Here is a 20,626-nt window from a genome sequence, read left to right as displayed (position 1 = left end):
CGGGCCGGATACCTGAATAATAAGTGACGTAGCGGTGGTTGGGAAATTATTCGCGGTCCAGGTGAACATCAGGCTGCCAGACCTGTAGCTGCTCCAGGCGCATCGGGCGGCTGATCCAGTAGCCCTGCAGCATATTGACGCCGTGATCGCGCAGCCACTTTGCCTGCTCGGGGGTCTCGACCCCTTCGGCGATGGTCACCATATTGAGTCGTTGGGCGAGGGTCAGCACCGTGTCCAGCACCGGGGAGGTGACGGTTTCCATGCCGATGGCGTTAACGAAGCCCCGATCGATTTTGAGATAGTCCATGGTAAAACGCTCAAGGTAGATCAGGGCGCTGTGCCCGGTGCCAAAGTCATCCACCGCGATTTCAAACCCTTCCAGGTGCAGCCACTCAAACAGCTTTGTTGCTTCCCGCTGATTCAGCATATCGCGCTCGGTAATTTCGAGCACAAGCTGGAAATGATCCGGTGGCAGCGAGGCGGCAAACTTACGCATATCGTCCTTGAAGCTGTCGGCGTGCAGGTGACCCGGGGAGATATTAATCCCCAGCTTCGAACCCGGGGGGAGGCGTTTTTTCAACGCCGGGGCGTCGCGCAGGATCAGGTCGAAGAGATGCAGGGTCAGCGGCACAATTAATTTCTGCGCTTCCGCAAAGCTAATAAAGGCATCCGGCGGGATCTCGCCAGCGCCTGGATGGTGCCAGCGCATCAGGACCTCCACGCCGCCCATTTGCATGTTAGTCGCGTCCACGACCGGCTGATAGACGACGTAAAACTGATTCTGCTTAATGCCGGTGAGGATCTCTTTACGCGGGTTGGCGCGGTTCATCAGCCAGTAGAAACAGAGAACCCCGATGCTTGAGCCGCACATCAGACCAAACAGCAGCGCAAATTGCAGATCGGCCAGCGTCCAGGTTTCGGCGTACAGATGAATGGTCAGCGGTAGCCCCTCGATCTGGCTTGAGCGCGCCGGTTGATTGTCCAGGTCTGAAACGTGAGTTAAACGATTTGAATAGGTCGAAAAAGCGGTCTTGCCGATAATAAGGGCAATACCGGCAAATTCATCCTGGCGGGCGGTATATAACAGATAGGGGGTCAGGTTGAGATTAATAGAGGTAAATACCCCGCCGTTATTCAACAGCGGATTTCGGTGCCATAACACAATGGCCGGTTTTTTCGGCATCATCGGGGTACCGGGCAGCAGGGCCATATCGACCTCTTTATCGACGTCGATATCCGGCACCAGATCGCTGAGCGGGACATGCATCGGCCCGGTTGCTGACGAGCAGAAGGCGATTTTATCTTTTACCAGCAGGAAGGCTCGGACGTTAAGACTGAATGCGGCGCGAGAGGTTAATTCGGCGCTGACCTCGTGGCACTGGCTTAAGGTCAACGGCTGCAGTTCATCAACGGAGACGCGCAGCTCTTTGAAATAATCCGCCATGTAGTCATGGAGGTCGGTAATCAGGTTATCGAATTTCACTTCCCGTTTGTGATAACTGAAAAAAAACTGCATACCGCCGCAGAGCAGGGCGACAAGAAGACCGACAAGCACGCTGAGCATCAGCACTTTGCGGCGGGTTGATAAACGGCGGGTAAACATAAATGGTATCGGATCCTGATGTGCCGCCCGCGTTATCATGACGGCTAAACTCACGCAACTATCAGACTATAGCCTGGAACGACCAGACCTGATTTCAATGTTGAGGTACAAAAAAAAAGCACTGCATAAGCAGTGCTTTTTTACCATGCTGTCAGCCAAGGGAAACGGACAGCACAGGTGGTTAACTGCGAGTCAGTACACGACGCGCTTCATTGTAGCGCTTCTTCCAGTAGGGCTCGTTCATACTGGAGATCGTCACACCACTGCTGGTGGACGCGTGGACAAACTGGTCGTTACCAATATAGATGCCGACATGACGGCCGGTTGAACCCGCACGGAACAGAACTAAATCGCCGGTGCGTAAGCTGCTACGCGAAATCGATTTGCCCATTTCCTGTTGTTCATAGGTTGAACGCGGAAGTTCTAAACCAAACTGTTCGCGGAAAGTACGCTGTACGAAACCGGAACAATCAATCCCTTTACGTGTTTCGCCGCCAAGGCGATAGCGCACGCCTTTCCAGCTAGCATACTGGTCCATTAATCGGGATTTAATATCCAGATTGCTGACCATCTTTTCAAATTCATCCTGAGAAGCTTGCAGTGAAGAGGCGTCTTCCGACCCCACAACACGCGTCTCAGGATGCATATTCTTTGCGGTATTCGATGCGCTACAAGCTGAAAGCAGAACCGCTACTGCAATCGCCGGGATCACCCGTGAGAAGTATCTCAAAATCGGTTGAGATTTGACCATGTTGTTTATTATCCCTTGAAGTCCTTAACGACAAATATCGTTATAAAAAATGCCAAGCGAGACGAGACTAAATACCTGCGCACTATCAGACAATTCTTTATGGTCAAATCTGTGGCGAATCGCACAAATTTATTTACAACGATAATAATTGTAGCGCTGAGGTAAAACGAGTCTGAGAGTACCCGATCGGGCCAGCCATTGCGAGCAAAAATATCCAATTTTTTATAAGAAAATGTGATACCGAAAGTTTGCTGCCGGGATAGCAATATCAGGGAGTAATTTAGGTTAAGGATTGTACAACGCGTTAATTTCTAACGCGATTAATATGACAGGAAGATGACAAGAGCGGGGAGGGCAAGCCGATAATCCATCAGAGATCGGCAATGATCCCTGATGGATACTGTTAATTTCGGTGAGTAACTTGTTTTAAGATTGTTGAATTACCCGGGGCAGGTAGCGATCAAAAAAGGTTATTAAGCGCTCACTCAATGGGGTCATCAGACACCATGGAAGCCCAATCAACGCCACCGAAAGGGATCCGACGGCAATATCGCTGAACCAATGCGCGCCAATCATTACCCGTGGGAAAGAGAAAACCATAAAAATAATCAGGGCTAATGCGAAAGTCTTATGACCAAAATAGCGCCACATAAACGCGGTGAAAATAAGCAGCATCATCCCGTGATCGCCCGGGAAACTGTCCTTCGAAGCGTCCTTTGTCGAAATATGCAGCAATTCACTGACGCGGTAGATATCCGGGAAAAATAGCGTCGGACTCGCGCGTTTTACCGGAATAAGGGCCTGCGCCAGCTGGTTCAGAACCACCGCGGTCAGCAGCATCACCAGGCCAATCATCAGAATGCGTCGCCGTCCGGCAGCGCTTTCGTTGCGCCAGAAGGTGAGCATCAGGTAGCCCATCGCCAGCAGGGAGCAGACGTCAAAGGCGCGGTTGTTGGTGATCGCCACCAGCCACAGGAAGGCGCGACTCTCCACCAGCTGGTGGTTGAAGAAGTGAAATATCCCGCTGTCCAGCGGGAACCAGAAACCGTGGTTGGCCGGCAGATACCAGGATAAAAAGAGGGCCAGGCCAGCCAGGTTGAGTAATAAAATGGGTAATAGTCGGGTTTTCATCATCATGCCGTCAGCAGTTAAATCAGGGCAACGTTAGTTGCCCGAACTTAAACGAAGCTTCAACAAGCTCGACTGTAAGGCGTTCCAGTCGGTGTTAACCGCACTAATTAACTCTATTCGGCTATCCGGCGGCGCCACGCCCTGCGTCTCGATGTGAAAATCGGCCCCCTGACGATTGACCTGTAAGAGCCCCTCGGGAATACGCATTACCCCTTTCACGCGCTCAACCGGTGCCAGCCGCACCCACTCGAGCAAACCGATAGTGTCGAAGCAGGTGTCGGCGTCGAACACCCAGCCGCAGGCCTGATGCCCCTGGCCGCTGTTCAGGCTGCGACGCCAGCGCTGATGCGCAGGCAGGCTCAGCGCGGCCAGCCCCTGTTTTTCGCCGTGGCTGTGGGTATGGGCAGCGCTGGCGGGCAACGCATTCAGATTACGCCGCGGCAGGTCAAGCAGGGTATTGTCGATATTCCCCTGAGTGGTATACGCGAGCTGACGTTCACCGCCGAAGTGCTGCCACCAGATATCCAGTGCGGCGCGGCTTTCCGCGGTGGCACGATCCTCTTTATTGGCGATGATGACGTCGGCGGCGGCAAGCTGATCGCGGAAATTCTCGTTCTGGACATATTTCTCGTCCAGCAGCTGACGCGGGTCGAGCAGACACAGGGTAGCGCGCAAATCGATCCACGGCTCATAGACCGGGGCGGTGAGCAGGTCGAGGATCTGCTTCGGATGGCCCAGCCCGGTCGGTTCAATCAGCAGCCGGTCGGGCTTGCCCTGACGCAGCAGGGTGTTCAGCCCCACCTGCATCGGCAGACCGTTCACGCAGCACATGCATCCCCCCGGGATCTCCTTCACCAGCGCCCCGTTATCGGCCAGCAGCGTGCCATCAATGCCGATCTCGCCAAACTCATTGACCAGTACGGCCCATTTTTCAGCAGGATCTTTATTCGCCAGCAGGTGCAGTATCGACGTGGTTTTCCCGCTGCCGAGAAAGCCAGTAATGAGATTGGTTTTAGTCACAGGTGCTCCAGGGGTGATAAATGTAATGCTATAACAATTATCAGTAATCCTGACGCAAAAGAACAGCCATGGGAAGGGGGGAGGGCGAACGGGAGTCTTCCCGCTCGCCTGAAACGCACCGGTTAAAACTGGAGCGTATCGATAATAGCCTGGCGCGCGCCCGTCTGTCGGATGCGCTGGTAAGCCCCGGTGACGGCCTCAACGAACTGCGGATCCTGCGGCAGGTCGGTGCCGAAAATTTCAGTGAGCGTCAGCAGGGCCGTGACGCGCTCCTCTTCGCTGCTGGTTTCGACGATGGTGCGAATTTTATCGCTCAGCGGATCGCGGACATCAATGGTATGGCCCGCATCGTCCACGCCGCTAACATAGCGCATCCAGCCTGCCACACCGAGCGCCAGCAGCGGCCAGGCGGTGTCGCGCTGGCGGTGAAGACGAATACTCTCCAGCATGCGCTGAGGCAGTTTCTGGCTGCCGTCCATCGCAATCTGCCAGGTGCGGTGCTGCAGCGCCGGGTTGGCGAAGCGGTCAATCAGGCTGTCGGCGTAGGCGGCGAGATCCACCCCGGTGATGCGCAGCGTCGGGGCCTGTTCATCGAGCATCAGGCGACGGGCAGCGTCACGCAGCGCGCTGTCCGCCATGCAGTCGTTGATATGGGCGAAACCGGCCAGATAGCCGAGATACGCCAGGAACGAATGGCTGCCGTTGAGCATGCGCAGCTTCATCTGCTCCCACGGCAGGACGTCCTGCACCATCTGTACTCCGGCTACTTCCCACTCCGGGCGGCCGGCGACAAAGTTGTCCTCGATCACCCACTGGATAAAGGGCTCGCAGCTGATGGCGCACGGATCCTCGACACCCACCTCACGGGCGATTTCTGCAAGAGAGTCGTCTGTGGCGGCGGGGACGATCCTGTCCACCATGGTGCCCGGGAAGCTGACGTTAGCGGCGATCCACTCCGCCAGCTCAGGCGAACGCTTGTGGGCCATGCCCAGCACCGCGTTTTTCACCACGTGGCCGTTATCGGGAATGTTATCGCAGGAAAGGACGCTGAACGGCGAAAGACCCCGCTCGCGACGGCGATGCAACGCTTCGACCAGGATCCCCGGCGCGGAGTGCGGTTCATCGGGGTAGTCCAGGTCGTGAATGATGCGTTCATTACGGGTATCCAGCTTGCCGGTGGCCGGATCGATGCAGTAGCCCTTTTCGGTAATGGTCAGGGAGACAATCGCCACCTGCGGCTCGCAAAACTTCTCAATAATGGCCGCCAGCGAATCCAGCTTTGCGTTCAGGCATTCATGCACCGCCCCCACGATAATCGGCTGATTACCTTCAGCGCCTTTTTCCAGCACCGTAAACAGATGATCCTGCGCGCGTAGCTGGCTCATCAGCGTATCGCCGCTAAACAGGCTAATCTCACATATCCCCCAGTCGCCGCCTTTGGCGTTCAGCACCCGATCGGTCAGGAGCGCCTGATGGGCGCGATGAAAGGCACCAAAGCCGAAATGGACGATACGGGAGCGTAACGCCTGACGATCGTACTGCGGCTGTAACACATTAGCGGGTAGCGTGGTGGAGGCAATTGTCTTCATGAAATACACACCTGATTAACCATTAATTAACAATGCCAGTGTAAAGTTATATGACAACAAATTGAATTGGTGAGCCGTAATTATCCGGGAACTGTGAGATGGATCAATCAATATAGCGAGACACATTGACCTCTCTGGTCAGGCATGTATGGTAGCCGTCATCTCGATAGATAATATTGGTATAACAACTTTAGAGGGTGAATCAATGGAACAAACCTGGCGTTGGTACGGGCCGAAAGACCCGGTTTCTCTTGATGATGTGCGTCAGGCTGGCGCAACGGGCGTCGTCACCGCACTGCACCATATTCCCAACGGTCAGGTGTGGCCGGTGGAGGAGATCAAAGCGCGTCAGGCGCTGCTGGCAGAGAAAGGGCTGACCTGGTCGGTGGTCGAAAGTATTCCGGTTCACGAAGAGATCAAAACCCACTCCGGTGATTACCAGACCTGGATTGCCAACTACCAGCAGAGTATCCGCAACCTGGCGGCCTGCGGTATTGATACCGTGTGCTACAACTTTATGCCAATCCTTGACTGGACGCGTACCGACCTCGAGTACGAAATGCCGGATGGCTCAAAAGCGCTGCGCTTTGACCAGATCGCTTTTGCCGCCTTCGAGCTGCACATCCTGAAGCGCGAAGGCGCAGCGGCAGATTACACCGCACAAGAGCAGCAGCAGGCGCAGGAATGGTTCAACAACGCCAGCGATGCCGAGATTGAAAAACTGACCCGCAACATTATCGCCGGCCTGCCGGGTGCGGAAGAGGGTTATACCCTCGACCAGTTCCGCGCGCGTCTGGCGGAGTATGGCAACATCGATAAAGCCCAGCTGCGGGAAAACATGGCCGTCTTCCTGCGCGCTATCGTGCCGGTGGCGGAAGAGGTGGGCGTGCGTCTGGCGGTCCACCCGGACGATCCACCGCGTCCGATCCTCGGCCTGCCGCGTATCGTCTCTACCATTGAGGATATGCAGTGGCTGAAAGAGACGGTCGACAGCATCTATAACGGCTTCACGATGTGTACCGGTTCCTACGGCGTGCGTGCCGATAACGACCTGGTGCAGATGATCGAGACCTTCGGCGACCGGATCCACTTCACCCACCTGCGGGCCACCTGCCGGGAAGATAACCCAAAAACCTTCCACGAAGCGGCGCATCTTGGCGGCGACGTGAACATGGTGGCGGTGGTCGATGCGATTCTGGGTGAAGAGCAGCGTCGCAAGCGGGCGGGCGATCTGCGTCCGATTCCGTTCCGCCCGGATCACGGGCACCAGATGCTGGACGATCTGCGTAAGAAAACCAACCCGGGTTATTCCGCGATTGGGCGTCTGAAAGGGATGGCGGAAGTGCGCGGCGTAGAGCTGGCGTTGAAGATGACGAAGTATCCAGAACTCCTGTAGGTTCAGCTGCCGGGTGGCGGCTTCGCCTTACCCGGCCTACAACAGCACGAATAAAAAAACCGGCTCAATGGCCGGTTTTTTTGTAGGCCCGGTAAGCGCAGCGCCACCGGGCAAATGCCACATTAGTCAGCACGACCCATATAGCGTTTTTCTTCGATATGGATGCGGATTTTCTCGCCTGCGGAGAGGTATTCCGGCACCTGTACGACCAGACCGGTGGTCAGGGTCGCCGGTTTGTTACGCGCGGAAGCGGATGCACCTTTGATGCCCGGTGCCGTTTCCACGATCTCCAGATCGACGGTCTGCGGCAGCTCCAGCGCCAGCAGGACGCCGTCCCAGGTCAGGACCTGCATATCCGGCATCCCGCCTTCCGGGATAAACAGCAGCTCTTCTTCAATCTGATCTTTGGTGAAGATGTACGGGGTGTAGTCTTCTTTATCCATAAAGACGTATTCGTTGCCGTCAACGTAGGAGAAATCGACATAGCGACGGGTCAGGGTAACGGTATCCACGATATCGTCGCCTTTGAAACGCTCTTCAACTTTCAGACCGGTACGCACATCAGCAAAACGCATTTTGTACAGCGTTGCTGCGCCACGGGCGCTTGGTGCCTGAATATCGATGTCTTTCACAATCAGCAGCTTGCCGTTGTAATTCAGCACCATACCTTTCTTAATTTCGTTCGCTCTTGGCATTGCAGTCATCCTGTTTACGGGAAGGTCAAAAATATCGCGTCAAAGTACTCGCGCGCGGCATTTCAGGCAAGTGGATTTCGTGGCTTTTGCTATCAATACGCAAAAGGTGTTACTGTGCGCGTCACGCCCGCGGGAGCGGCTTTCTTTCAGGTAAAGTACGTTTATGGATTGCCGTCCGGACTGCGGCGCATGTTGCACTGCGCCTTCCATCTCCAGCCCCATTCCCGGGATGCCCAACGGCAAGCCTGCCAATACGCCTTGCGTCCAGCTGGACGCACAGCAGCGCTGCAAAATCTTCGGGTCGAGCTCGCGGCCCAAAGTCTGTGCCGGGCTCCAGCCTTCGCTCGAGATGTGCAGCACCTCGCGCGGGCAGGCCATGACCTGGCTGCTCGAACTCGAGGCGCTCACCGCGCCTTAAATGTCCTTAATGCGCGTCAGGCAGAGCGTGGTGAGGATGCACATCCCCAGCGCAATCCAGAATACCGCGTGATAGCTCCAGAACTCGGCCACCACCCCGGCCACAGAACCGGCGATAATCCAGCCCACACGGGTGGTATTGGTGTACAGCGTCGTCGCGGCACCCGCCTGGCCTGGCATCAGATCTTGGAAGTAAAGCATGCCGATCCCGGCGAGAATGCCAATATAAATGGCGTTCAGCAGCTGTAATCCCAGCAGCACCACCGGTGAGTGAGCGGTAAGCATTCCGACGTAAAACAGCAGGCCCGCGACGGCGGCAACGCGCATCAGGAAACGTTTACCGAAGCGTTTTGCGTAGTAGCCCGCAATCAGCATCGTAGGGATCTCCAGCCCGGCGGCCGTGCCCATCATCACCCCCGCCAGCTTCTCGGACAGATGCAGCTCATTAATGATAAACAGCGGCATATTGATGATGTACAGGCTGTTGGTGCCCCACATTAAGGTGCAAACCGTAAACAGCAGCAGGGCATCGCGCCGGTTGCGGCGAGGAGATTCCAGCACCCCGGTCGCCAGCTTCGGCTCTTTGCGCATCGTCGGCAGGAAAAACCACACCATCGCGCCACAGACCACAAAGGCCACGGCGGCGCTGAGATACATCGCCGTGAAACCAAACCCCATCGCCAGGGCGTAGGCCAGCGGCGGCCCGACCACCCATGCCAGGGAGACCTGGGCGCGCAGGATCGAGCTGAACATCACCGCCTCGCGGCCGGTATGGTCGGCATGCTCCCGGGCGAGGGCGAACAGCTGGGGGTTGGCGGTGGAGCCGAAGCTGCTGAGAAACACGCCGACAAACAACAACACGAAATAGTTACGGTTCCAGGCGAACAGCAGGCAGGCAAACACGCCCATCAGGCAGCAAAAGACGATCAGGGATTTGCGGTCGCCTTTCTTGTCCGAACGCCCGGCCAGAAACTGGCTGACCAGGATGCCGATGATGGCGCTTCCGGTAAAGAAGAAACCGACCATGGCCGGACGGGCATGAACCTCGTTAGTAAGGAACAGGCTCAGGGTTGGAGTTTGTAACGCACCGGCAATCCCGGTAAGGAAGGCAACAATCAAAAACGCCGATGAGGTCAAATCAAATGACTTTGGCGAGGCGGCGGCGGGGGTCGTATGCATGTTTCTGTATCAGTGATATGAAGAGAGGCGGAGTTTACGCCGCTTGTCAGAAAATAGACAGCGCGCAAGGCCACTCACCCCACGAAAAATCAAAATCCCCTTTCAGATTGTTATATGCGTTTGCTGAAGTAGCTGAAACACAGCGGTGAAATTCAAAACAGATAAGAAAAAATGCTTTGTCTGGCAATAAAATGTGCCGCACATCTAAATTTTGTATGCTGAATTGTAACTTTACTTGCAAGCTTTTGTAGAAAGAGCAAGACTTCTTGAAACGTTTCAGCGCTATCGGGTACCTCTGATTCAACCGGAATAGCGTATTTTTTTTCATGTTAGCTGAAACGATTCAATTTCAGCAGGAGTGGAGAACCATGTTCCAGTTATCCGTGCAGGACATTCATCCCGGCGAACAGGCCGGTACTAAAGAAGAGGCCATCCGGCAGATCGCCGCCGCGCTGGTGCAGGCGGGCAACGTCGCCAACGGCTACGTTGACGGCATGCTGGCGCGCGAGCTACAGACCTCAACCTTCCTTGGCAATGGCATCGCCATTCCGCATGGCACCACAGATACCCGCGACCAGGTGCTGAAAACCGGCGTTCAGGTTTATCAGTTCCCGCAGGGCGTGCTCTGGGGCGAAGGCCAGGTGGCTTATGTCGCCATCGGGATTGCCGCCAGCAGCGATGAACACCTCGGCCTGCTGCGTCAGCTGACGCACGTCCTGAGCGACGACGCGGTGGCTGAACAGCTGAAATCCGCCACCACTGCCGAAGAGCTGCGCGCGCTGCTGATGGGTGAAAAGCAGAGCGAAGCCCTGAAGCTGGATAACGACACGCTGACCCTCGACGTAGTGGCATCCGATCTGGTGACCCTGCAGGCGCTGAACGCCGGTCGCCTGAAAGAGGCCGGTGCGGTGGATACCGCCTTCGTAGCCCACGCCGTTAACGACAAACCGCTGAACCTCGGTCAGGGCGTCTGGCTGAACGACTGTGCTGAAGGCAACCTGCGCAGCGCTATCGCGGTCAGCCGTGCGGCCACCGCTTTTGACACCGCCGGGGAAACCACGGCCCTGCTGGTCACCGTCGCCATGGCCGATGACCAGCCGGTTGAGGTGCTGAAGCGCCTCGGCGATCTGCTGCTGAACAAAAAAGCTGAACAACTGCTGAAAGCCGATGCCGCAACCCTGCTGGCGCTGCTGACCAGCGATGATGTGAATACCGATGAACTGCTGAGCGCCGAATTTGTGGTGCGTAACGAACATGGTCTGCACGCTCGTCCGGGCACCATGCTGGTCAATACCATTAAGCAGTTCAACAGCGACGTCACCGTCACCAACCTCGACGGCAGTGGCAAACCGGCCAACGGTCGCAGCCTGATGAAGGTTGTCGCGCTGGGCGTGAAAAAAGGCCATCGCCTGCGTTTTACCGCGCAGGGTGCAGATGCTGAACAGGCGCTGAAAGCGATTGGCGAGGCCATCGCGGCCGGTCTGGGGGAGGGCGCATAATGAGCAGACGTGTTGCCACCATTACGCTGAACCCGGCTTACGACCTCGTGGGCTTTTGCCCGGAAATTGAACGCGGCGAAGTTAACCTCGTGCGTACCACTGGCCTGCACGCGGCAGGTAAAGGGATTAACGTTGCGAAAGTGCTGAAGGATCTCGGGATCGACGTCACCGTCGGCGGCTTCCTCGGCAAAGATAACCAGGATGGTTTCCAGCAGCTGTTCAGCGAGCTGGGGATCGCCAACCGTTTTCAGGTGGTGCAGGGCCGTACCCGCATCAACGTGAAAATGACCGAAAAAGATGGCGAAGTGACCGACCTGAACTTCTCCGGTTTTGAAGTCACCCAGGCCGACTGGGAGCGTTTTGTGAATGACTCCCTGACCTGGCTGGGTCAGTTCGACATGGTCTGCGTCAGCGGCAGCCTGCCGTCCGGCGTCAGCCCGGAAGCCTTTACCGACTGGATGACGCGCCTGCGCAGCCAGTGCCCATGCATCATCTTTGACAGCAGCCGCGATGCGCTGGTGGCGGGTCTGAAAGCCGCGCCGTGGCTGGTGAAACCGAATCGTCGCGAACTTGAGATCTGGGCTGGCCGTAAGCTGCCAGACTTAAAGGATGTCATTGACGCCGCCCATGCCTTACGTGAGCAAGGTATCGCGCATGTGGTGATCTCGCTGGGTGCAGAGGGCGCGCTGTGGGTTAACGCCTCCGGCGAATGGATCGCCAAACCGCCATCGATGGAAGTGGTCAGCACCGTGGGTGCAGGCGATTCGATGGTGGGCGGGTTGATTTACGGCCTGCTGATGCGTGAATCCAGTGAACACACGTTACGTCTTGCCACCGCCGTTGCTGCCCTGGCCGTCAGCCAGAGCAATGTCGGGATCACCGATCGTACCCAGTTAGCCGCGATGATGGCGCGCGTTGACTTGAAACCCTTTAACTGACAGCAGGAGAGGCATAATGAAAACGCTGCTGATTATTGACTCTGCACTCGGACAGGCCCGCGCCTATATGGCGAAAACCTTGCTGGGTTCGGCGGGACATAAAGCACACCTTGATTTCATCGACAACCCGGGCGATGCCGAACTGGTTATCGTCCTGGGCGACAAGATCCCGGCCGACAGCTCGCTGAACGGCAAAAAAGTGTGGCTGGGCGATATCAATCGCGCGGTCGCTCACCCGGAACTGTTCCTGAGCGAAGCGAAAGGCCATGCGGCGCTGTATACCGCTCCTGTCGCAGAAGCGGCGGCAACGACTGTTACCAGCGGTCCGAAACGCGTGGTGGCGGTGACCGCCTGCCCGACCGGCGTGGCGCACACCTTTATGGCCGCAGAAGCCATTGAAACCGAAGCCAAAAAACGCGGCTGGTGGGTGAAGGTTGAAACCCGCGGCTCGGTGGGCGCAGGCAATGCCATCACCCCGGAAGAGGTGGCGGCAGCGGATCTGGTGATCGTGGCCGCGGATATCGAAGTGGATCTGGCGAAGTTTGCCGGTAAGCCGATGTATCGCACCTCAACCGGTCTGGCGCTAAAGAAAACCGCCCAGGAGCTGGACAAAGCCCAGGCGGAAGCGAAAACCTTCCAGCCGGCGGGCAACACCGCCTCCTCGGCCTCCGAAGGCAAGAAAGAGTCCGCCGGGGCTTACCGTCACCTGCTGACGGGCGTCTCCTATATGCTGCCGATGGTGGTGGCGGGCGGTCTCTGTATCGCGCTCTCCTTCGCCTTTGGTATCGAGGCCTTTAAAGAGCCGGGTACCCTGGCGGCGGCATTGATGCAGATTGGCGGCGGCTCGGCGTTCGCGCTGATGGTGCCGGTGCTGGCAGGTTACATTGCGTTCTCCATCGCTGACCGTCCTGGTCTGACCCCGGGCCTGATCGGCGGTATGCTGGCCGTGAGCACCGGCTCTGGCTTTATCGGCGGGATCATCGCCGGCTTCCTCGCCGGCTACGTGGCGAAGCTGATCAGCTCGAAGCTGAAACTGCCGCAGAGTATGGAAGCGCTGAAACCGATCCTGATCATTCCGCTGTTCTCCAGCCTGGTTGTTGGTCTGGCTATGATCTACCTGATCGGTAAGCCGGTCGCAGGTATCCTCGAAGGCCTGACCCACTGGCTGCAGACCATGGGCACCGCCAATGCGGTCCTGCTGGGTGCGATCCTTGGCGCCATGATGTGTACCGATATGGGTGGTCCGGTGAACAAAGCGGCTTATGCGTTCGGCGTTGGCCTGCTGAGTACCCAGACTTATGCTCCGATGGCGGCGATTATGGCTGCAGGTATGGTGCCACCGCTGGCGCTGGGCCTGGCGACTATCATTGCTCGTCGTAAGTTCGACAAGGCGCAGCAGGAAGGCGGTAAAGCGGCGCTGGTTCTGGGCCTGTGCTTTATCACCGAAGGGGCGATTCCGTTCGCTGCCCGCGACCCGATGCGCGTTCTGCCGTGCTGTATCGTCGGCGGTGCGGTGACCGGTGCTATCTCCATGGCGGTGGGCGCAAAACTGATGGCGCCGCATGGCGGTCTGTTTGTTCTGCTGATCCCGGGTGCGATTACGCCGGTGCTGGGTTACCTGTTCGCGATTATCGCCGGTACGCTGGTGGCAGGTCTCTCTTACGCGGTGGTAAAACGCCCGGAAGCTGAAGCGATTGCCGCGAAAGCAGCATAAATATTGTTTATCCGAAAAGGGCAGAGGCGACTCTGCCCTTTTTTATTGCGTTTAAACGTGCAGCGCCTCGCATTCTTTTGTAGAGTTGAAAACTGTCGCTACAAATAAGTGTGAGTTTGTTCATATTCATTAAACGATCCTCTCTTTGCTCGCTTTACTTTCCCCCTTCCGCACATACCATGAACACATGTTTATAAATAAACATGTGTTCTAATAAATATCAACGTTACCAGATCGCTTAATTATCATTGCGATGGCCTGTGCGCCAGAGGATGTTCTATGCGTGAAAAGGATTATATTGTTGTTATTGGTTCTGCAAATATGGATGTGGCGGGATATTCACATGCTTCGCTCAATTATGCCGACTCTAATCCAGGGAAAATAAAATTCACACCCGGCGGCGTAGGCCGCAATATTGCGCAAAATCTGGCGCTACTTGGTAAAAATGTCTGGCTTCTTTCCGCGGTAGGCGATGATTTTTACGGTCAGTCGCTGCTGTCTCAAACCCAGGCCGCCGGTGTGCAGGTTGATAAGTGTCAGGTTATTCCCGGAGAGGGAACATCCAGCTATCTATCGTTGCTCGACAATACCGGGGAGATGCTGGTTGCCATCAACGATATGGCGATTTCTGACCACATTAATCCGCACTATCTGGCCCATCACCTGGCTTTTATCCGCGCTGCAAAAGCGGTGGTGGTGGACTGCAACCTCAGCGAATCCGCCCTCGGATGGATCTTTGAAAACGCAGGCCAGACGCCGGTTTTCGTTGATCCGGTTTCGGCCTGGAAATGCAGCAAGATTAGCGATTGGCTGGGCCATATCCACACCCTGAAGCCCAACCGGCTGGAGGCCGAAACCCTGAGCGGCATCCCGCTGACCTGCGCGGCGGATGCGCCGAAAGTGGCGGCCTGGTTTCACCAGCATGGCCTGTTCCGGCTGGTGCTGAGCATGGGCGGCGACGGCGTTTATTACAGCGAAAAGGCGGGCGAAAGCGGCTGGTCAGCGCCCTTTAAAACCCAGGTGGTCAACGTCACCGGCGCGGGGGATGCAATGATGGCGGGGCTCGCTTTCTGCTGGCTGGACGGCGCCGCATTTAAAGATTCCGTGCGTTTTGCCCAGGGCTGTTCTTCGCTGGCGCTGGCTTCCGTATTTACCAATAACCCTGATTTATCGTCTGAAAACGTTAACGCATTAATGGAGAGAGAACATGTCTGAATTAAAATTGTCTGCTGAGTTCCTGCAAATTTCTCCTGAGGTTCAGGACGCTTTAAATAATAACAAACCGATTGTGGCGCTTGAGTCCACTATTATTTCTCATGGCATGCCTTTCCCGCAAAATGCCCAGACGGCGCTGGAAGTTGAAGATGCGATCCGCCAGCAGGGCGTTATTCCGGCCACCATTGCGATTATTCGTGGCGTAATGAAAGTCGGGCTCAGTAAAGAAGAGATTGAATTATTAGGCCGCGAAGGTCATGCGGTGACCAAAGTCAGCCGCCGGGATTTGCCTTTCGTGGTGGCGGCAGGTATCAACGGCGCAACGACGGTTGCCTCAACCATGATCATTGCGGCGATGGCCGGGATTAAGGTCTTTGCTACCGGCGGGATTGGCGGTGTTCACCGTGGCGCAGAGCACACCTTTGATATTTCCGCCGATTTACAGGAGCTGGCAAAAACCAACGTCGCCGTCGTCTGCGCAGGGGCAAAATCGATTCTCGACCTCGGCTTAACCACCGAATATTTAGAAACCAACGGCGTGCCGCTGATTGGCTATCAGACCCAGTCCCTGCCAGCCTTTTTCTGCCGCACCAGCCCGTTTGAGGTCAGCATTCGTCTCGACAGCGCCGAGGCGATTGCCCGGGCCATGGCGGTGAAATGGCAGACCGGCCTTAACGGCGGCCTGGTGGTGGCGAATCCCATCCCGGAACAGTTTGCAATGGCGGAAGAGACCATCAACGCGGCTATCGACCAGGCGGTGAGGGAGGCGGAAGAGCAGGGCGTCACCGGCAAAGCCAGCACCCCGTTCCTGCTGGCCCGCGTGGCGGAATTGACCGGCGGCGACAGCCTGAAATCAAATATCCAGCTGGTCTTTAACAACGCCCGTCTCGCCTGCGATATCGCGAAGGCTTATCAGCGCCTCGCGTAACCCTCTCACAGGCAGTTTGCCGTCGCCTGTCTTCGCAGTGGAATCACGGATACCCGGCCTGTCGCCGGGTTTTCAGGTAAGGAAATCATTATGGACGTAATGAGAAGTCTGCTGGGTATGGCGGTACTGTTGGCGATAGCCTTCCTCCTGTCGGTCAATAAACGCCGTATCAGCCTGCGCACCGTCGGCGCCGCATTCGTATTGCAGGTGGCGATCGGCGGCATCATGCTCTATTTCCCACCCGGCAAATGGCTGGTCGAGCAGGCCGCGATCGGAGTGAGTAAAGTCATGTCTTACAGCGATGCCGGCAGCGCCTTTATCTTTGGGGCGCTGGTCGGGCCGAAGATGGATACCCTGTTTGACGGGGCCGGGTTCGTATTTGCCTTTCGGGTGCTGCCCGCCATTATCTTTGTCACCGCGCTGATCAGCCTCCTGTACTACATCGGAGTGATGGGGCTGCTGATCCGCGTGCTGGGCGGCATTTTCCAGAAAGCGCTGCGCATCAGCAAAATCGAATCCTTTGTGGCGGTGACCACCATCTTCCTCGGGCAGAACGAGATCCCGGCGATCGTGAAACCCTTTGTCGACAAGCTGAACCGCAACGAGCTGTTTACCGCCATTTGTAGCGGGATGGCGTCGATTGCCGGTTCGATGCTGATTGGCTACGCGGGCATGGGGGTGCCGATTGATTACCTGCTGGCCGCCTCGCTGATGGCGATCCCCGGCGGGATCCTCTTTGCCCGCCTGCTGAGCCCGGCCACCGAGGAGTCACAGGTCACCTTTGAGAATCTTTCTTTCAGCGAGACCCCGCCGAAAAGCATTATCGAAGCCGCGGCGACCGGGGCGATGACCGGGCTGAAAATCGCCGCCGGGGTGGCGACCGTGGTGATGGCCTTTGTGGCGATCATTGCGCTGCTGAACGGCATGCTGGGCGGCATCGGCGGCTGGTTCGGCATTGAAAGCCTGAGCCTGGAGGGGTTGTTTGGCTACGCCCTCGCGCCGCTGGCGTGGATCATGGGCGTCGAATGGCAGGATGCGACGCTTGCAGGCAGCCTGATCGGGCAGAAGCTGGCGATTAATGAATTCGTCGCCTATCTCAACTTCTCGCCGTATCTGCAGACCGCCGGTCAGCTGGACGTGAAAACCATCGCCATTATCTCGTTCGCGTTGTGCGGTTTCGCCAACTTCGGCTCGATTGGCGTGGTGGTCGGGGCGTTTTCGGCGGTCTCGCCCCAGCGTGCCCCGGAGATTGCCCAGCTTGGCGTGCGGGCGCTGGTGGCGGCGACGCTCTCTAACCTGATGAGCGCCACCATTGCCGGGTTCTTTATCGGTTTATCGGGATAGAGGGAACAGGCCGGGTAGCAAAACTACCCGGCTTTTTTACTGCGCGGTCTCCAGCAGAGACCAGGCGTTATCCACCGACAGAGTCGGATTGTTAATGCTTTCGCTGGCGCGGGAGAGCGCCGCGCAGGCGAGGGCAAACCGGGCCGCATCAGCAAAATCGCTCCCGTCGAGGAAGCCGTAGACGAGGCCCGCCATAAAGGCATCGTCGGCACCAAAACGGTCAACAACCGGGTGCGCAGGAGGCGTCAGCAGGAACGGCTCCGCGCCCTGTTCACTGCACAAGACCGTATCATCTTCCAGACACACCACAATCCTCTGCACCCCTTTCTCATGCAGGGCGGTCAGCGCCGCCTGACGATCGTCGCACTCCGCCAGAATCTGCAGCTCTTTCAGCGTCGGCTTGAGGGTATGGATCCGCGACAGCCAGGGCTTGATTCTGTCGGCTTTAAACTCTGAAACCGTGTCGACAAACACCGGTACATCCCCGGCGAGGGTAAAGACCCACTCCAGGGATTCCGCCGTAAGGTTGCAGTCGGCCAGCACCACCCCCGCATGGGCCAGCAGCTCGCGCGACTGGTTCAGCAGCTGCGGCGTCAGCCCCTGCAGGATATGGGTGTCGTTGATGGCTAGCACGGTATCGTCCTGCGGGTTGGCAATCGACAGATAAGTTGCCGTACTTTGCCCGTGCAGGCGGATCGTGCTCTGGACGTTCACGCCCGCCAGCCGGGTTTGCTCCAGCAGGGTCTCGCCATAAAAATCGCTGCCGACGGCGGAGATCAGGTGCACCTCGCGACCCAGCAGCGCCAGGTTATGGGCGATATTTCGCGCCACGCCGCCCGCCGCGCACTGAATTGCTCCCGGGTGGGAGGAGGGTTCAGGGAAGCGAATGTCGGCCACGCCGCGAATATCCATATTGATGGCGCCGAGCGCCACGCAATAATCCTGTTCGGTGAGGATATAGCCCTTGCCCTTGATCGCCCCTTTACGCATTAAATCCATGATGTGCGCGGCCACGCGCGAACGGCTGATATCGAGGATCTGGGCGATTTCATGCTGCTGAATAAGAGGGTTACGCCGCAGGATCTTCAGGATCTGCTTTTCCCTTTCGTTCATCATTATGCGGTGGCCTCGGCGTACTGTTGTGCTTTCAGCCAGGCGATCTCTTCCGCCCAGATATCCGGGTTGATGGTTTCCAGCACCAGCGGAATGCCGTCGAAACGCGGGTCCTGCATGATAAAGCGGAACGCGTCGTGGCCGATGTTGCCTTCACCCAGGCTGTGGTGGCGGTCAACGCGGCTGCCAAAAGCGCTTTTCGCATCGTTGAGGTGCATGCCGCGCAGGTACTTAAAGCCCACAATGCGCTCGAATTCCGCGAAGGTTTTGGCACACTCTTCACTGCTTCGCAGGTCGTAACCCGCCGCAAAGGCATGGCAGGTATCAATGCAGACGCCGACGCGGGTTTTATCTTCCACGCCATCGATAATGGCCGCCAGATGCTCAAAGCGGAAACCGAGGTTGCTGCCCTGTCCGGCGGTATTCTCAATCACCGCCGTTACCCCTTGAGTCTGTTCCAGCACGATATTGATCGACTCGGCGATCCGTGCCAGACAGGCGTCTTCATCGATCTGCGTCAGATGGCTGCCAGGGTGGAAGTTCAGCAGCGTCAGGCCGAGCTGCTCGCAGCGCTGCATCTCATCCAGGAAGGCCTCGCGGGATTTATCCAGCGCCTCCTGAACCGGGTGACCGAGGTTAATCAGGTAGCTGTCGTGGGGCAGGATCTGGCCGGGAGTGAAATGGTATTTTTCGCAGGCCGCTTTGAACTCATCAATCACCTGAGTCGTTAAGGGTGCGGCGCGCCACTGGCGCTGATTTTTGGTGAACAGGGCGAAGGCGGTCGCCTCAATTTCGGCGGCACGAATGGCGGCATTCGCCAGACCGCCAGCAGCGCTGACGTGCGCTCCAACATATTTCATAAAGGGACTCCTGTTAACCCGCAAACGCTTATGATAGCGGGTTAACAGGAGAAGTTTGAAGTGGTTTATGCCAGCAGGCTATGAACCGCCAGGTTAATGGCACCCCCGCCAACAATCAGCCAGACAAAGAGCAGCAGCGCCATCAGCAGCGGTTTCGCCCCGGCTTTTTTCAGGGCGCTGACGTGGGTGGTTAAGCCCAGCGCCGCCATCGCCATCGCCAGCAGCACCGTATCCAGCGTCACCAGCATATCGACGACTGTTTTGGGCAGCAGATGGAACGAGTTAAACACCGCCACCACAATAAACAGGATCGCAAACCACGGAATGGTTATTTTGCTCTTCTCGCCGTTGCCCGCCGGAGCGAGCTGCTTCACCCGCGCCGCCAGGATCAGCAGGAAGGGCGCCAGCATCATTACTCGCAGCATTTTGGCGATCACCGCCGCATTCTCCGCGTCCGGGCTGATGGCATGACCGGCTGCTACCACCTGAGCGACCTCATGCATCGTCGAGCCAATATAAATCCCGTAGGTTTCCGGGCTAAACCAGTGCGCCACCAGAGGATACATCGCCGGATAGAGGAAGATCGCCAGGGTACCGAAGATCACCACCGTCGCGACGGCAACCGTCACCTTGCTGGCCTCGGCCTTGACTACCGGCTCGGTCGCCAGTACCGCCGCGGCACCGCAAATGCTGCTGCCCGCGCCAATCAGCCAGCTGGTCTGTTTGTCGAGCCCGAAAACCTTCTGGCCGATAAAGCAGGCCAGCAAGAAGGTGCTGGTCAGGGTTAACACGTCGATGGCGATCCCGCTGACCCCAACGTCAGCAATCTGCGCAAAGGTCAGGCGAAAGCCATACAGGATGATCCCGAGGCGCAGCAGGTGCTGCTTAGCGAAGATCACGCCGCTATCGCAGGGCTTGTAGATGTGCGGATAGACCGTATTCCCGACGACCATACCCAGCAGGATGGCCAGCGTCAGGGCACTGAAGCCCGCCCCGGCTACCGCCGGAATACTGCCGCCCCATAATGCCACGCCGGTGACCAGCGCGCTCAGCGCCAGGCCGGGAATGTAGTGCCACACTGTACGATGATGCTGCAGGGTGAGTGTTGTCATAACCTTCTCCTTTTCTCTGGCTAAAGGTTACGGCGTGCTGGCTTAAAAATAAAATTGATTATATATTTATAATTAATCTTTATAAGTGGTAAGCAGAGTGCTTACCGTACCGGATGGCAACT

At 57.1% G+C, this 20,626-nt stretch carries 18 protein-coding genes; 8 read left to right on the top strand and 10 right to left on the bottom strand.

The window, feature by feature from the left end:
- Positions 1-46: 46 nt before the first annotated feature.
- The 5 genes from GNG27_RS15870 to GNG27_RS15850 form a co-directional block, all read right to left on the bottom strand.
- Complete coding sequence (locus GNG27_RS15870) at positions 47-1,603, bottom strand: cyclic di-GMP phosphodiesterase (protein WP_156264258.1); 1,557 nt, start codon at positions 1,601-1,603, stop codon at positions 47-49.
- Between the two features lie 181 nt (positions 1,604-1,784).
- A complete protein-coding gene (gene mepS / locus GNG27_RS15865) occupies positions 1,785-2,354 on the bottom strand; it encodes a bifunctional murein DD-endopeptidase/murein LD-carboxypeptidase (protein WP_039031038.1) in 570 nt (189 codons plus the stop codon).
- Positions 2,355-2,780: 426 nt separating this feature from the next.
- A complete protein-coding gene (locus GNG27_RS15860; protein WP_231600404.1) occupies positions 2,781-3,485 on the bottom strand; it encodes a phosphatase PAP2 family protein in 705 nt (234 codons plus the stop codon).
- Between the two features lie 33 nt (positions 3,486-3,518).
- Positions 3,519-4,505, bottom strand: coding sequence for a GTP-binding protein (locus tag GNG27_RS15855; RefSeq protein WP_156264256.1), 987 nt, complete (start codon positions 4,503-4,505; stop codon positions 3,519-3,521).
- Positions 4,506-4,627: 122 nt separating this feature from the next.
- Positions 4,628-6,094: a mannitol dehydrogenase family protein gene (locus tag GNG27_RS15850; protein ID WP_156264255.1), complete on the bottom strand. Its 1,467-nt coding sequence runs from the start codon at positions 6,092-6,094 to the stop codon at positions 4,628-4,630.
- 205 nt (positions 6,095-6,299) lie between these two features.
- On the opposite strand from GNG27_RS15850, the gene uxuA reads away from it, so the two are divergent.
- Complete coding sequence (gene uxuA, locus GNG27_RS15845; RefSeq protein ID WP_156264254.1) at positions 6,300-7,490, top strand: mannonate dehydratase; 1,191 nt, start codon at positions 6,300-6,302, stop codon at positions 7,488-7,490.
- A gap of 122 nt (positions 7,491-7,612) precedes the next feature.
- On the opposite strand, the gene yeiP is transcribed toward uxuA, so the two are convergent.
- The gene (gene yeiP / locus GNG27_RS15840; RefSeq protein WP_014884579.1) at positions 7,613-8,185 is read right to left on the bottom strand and encodes an elongation factor P-like protein YeiP; all 573 of its coding nucleotides are present in this window, start codon (positions 8,183-8,185) and stop codon (positions 7,613-7,615) included.
- A gap of 163 nt (positions 8,186-8,348) precedes the next feature.
- On the opposite strand from yeiP, the gene GNG27_RS15835 reads away from it, so the two are divergent.
- On the top strand, positions 8,349-8,603 hold the full coding sequence (locus GNG27_RS15835; RefSeq protein WP_156264253.1) for a YkgJ family cysteine cluster protein: 255 nt from the start codon (positions 8,349-8,351) through the stop codon (positions 8,601-8,603).
- Here the strand turns inward: GNG27_RS15835 and setB are convergent.
- Positions 8,600-9,781: a sugar efflux transporter SetB gene (gene setB, locus GNG27_RS15830; RefSeq protein WP_156264252.1), complete on the bottom strand. Its 1,182-nt coding sequence runs from the start codon at positions 9,779-9,781 to the stop codon at positions 8,600-8,602. The genes GNG27_RS15835 and setB overlap by 4 nt on opposite strands.
- A gap of 368 nt (positions 9,782-10,149) precedes the next feature.
- Here setB and fruB point away from each other — a divergent pair, with 368 nt between their 5' ends.
- The 6 genes from fruB (at position 10,150) to GNG27_RS15800 (ending at position 17,419) form a co-directional block, all read left to right on the top strand.
- Complete coding sequence (gene fruB / locus GNG27_RS15825) at positions 10,150-11,280, top strand: fused PTS fructose transporter subunit IIA/HPr protein (RefSeq protein WP_142486492.1); 1,131 nt, start codon at positions 10,150-10,152, stop codon at positions 11,278-11,280.
- Positions 11,280-12,218 carry a 1-phosphofructokinase gene (gene fruK / locus GNG27_RS15820; protein WP_142486491.1) on the top strand — a complete coding sequence of 313 codons (939 nt, stop codon included), beginning with the start codon at positions 11,280-11,282 and terminating at the stop codon, positions 12,216-12,218. The genes fruB and fruK overlap by 1 nt, the downstream gene beginning before the upstream one ends.
- Before the next feature lie 16 nt (positions 12,219-12,234).
- Positions 12,235-13,932, top strand: coding sequence for a PTS fructose transporter subunit IIBC (gene fruA / locus GNG27_RS15815; RefSeq protein ID WP_142486490.1), 1,698 nt, complete (start codon positions 12,235-12,237; stop codon positions 13,930-13,932).
- Between the two features lie 279 nt (positions 13,933-14,211).
- Complete coding sequence (locus GNG27_RS15810) at positions 14,212-15,147, top strand: pseudouridine kinase (protein ID WP_156264251.1); 936 nt, start codon at positions 14,212-14,214, stop codon at positions 15,145-15,147.
- Positions 15,140-16,075, top strand: a complete 936-nt coding sequence (locus GNG27_RS15805; RefSeq protein WP_156264250.1) for a pseudouridine-5'-phosphate glycosidase — start codon at positions 15,140-15,142, stop codon at positions 16,073-16,075. The genes GNG27_RS15810 and GNG27_RS15805 overlap by 8 nt, the downstream gene beginning before the upstream one ends.
- A gap of 90 nt (positions 16,076-16,165) precedes the next feature.
- Entirely contained in the window at positions 16,166-17,419 is a 1,254-nt protein-coding gene (locus tag GNG27_RS15800) for a NupC/NupG family nucleoside CNT transporter (protein WP_156264249.1), read from the top strand.
- 36 nt (positions 17,420-17,455) lie between these two features.
- Here GNG27_RS15800 and GNG27_RS15795 read toward each other — a convergent pair whose 3' ends face one another.
- The 3 genes from GNG27_RS15795 to GNG27_RS15785 form a co-directional block, all read right to left on the bottom strand.
- The gene (locus tag GNG27_RS15795) at positions 17,456-18,532 is read right to left on the bottom strand and encodes a sugar kinase (RefSeq protein WP_156265161.1); all 1,077 of its coding nucleotides are present in this window, start codon (positions 18,530-18,532) and stop codon (positions 17,456-17,458) included.
- 2 nt (positions 18,533-18,534) lie between these two features.
- Positions 18,535-19,392 (bottom strand): deoxyribonuclease IV, encoded by an 858-nt coding sequence (gene nfo / locus GNG27_RS15790; RefSeq protein ID WP_156264248.1) that lies wholly within the window; start codon positions 19,390-19,392, stop codon positions 18,535-18,537.
- Positions 19,393-19,457: 65 nt separating this feature from the next.
- On the bottom strand, positions 19,458-20,504 hold the full coding sequence (locus GNG27_RS15785) for a YeiH family protein (protein ID WP_156264247.1): 1,047 nt from the start codon (positions 20,502-20,504) through the stop codon (positions 19,458-19,460).
- Between the last annotated feature and the right edge of the window lie 122 nt (positions 20,505-20,626).

The organism is Leclercia sp. 119287, from assembly GCF_009734485.1.
Classification (GTDB): Bacteria; Pseudomonadota; Gammaproteobacteria; order Enterobacterales; family Enterobacteriaceae; genus Enterobacter; species Enterobacter adecarboxylatus_C.
Note: the sequence above shows the minus strand (reverse complement) of the source record. Positions and strands in the feature narration are given on the sequence as shown.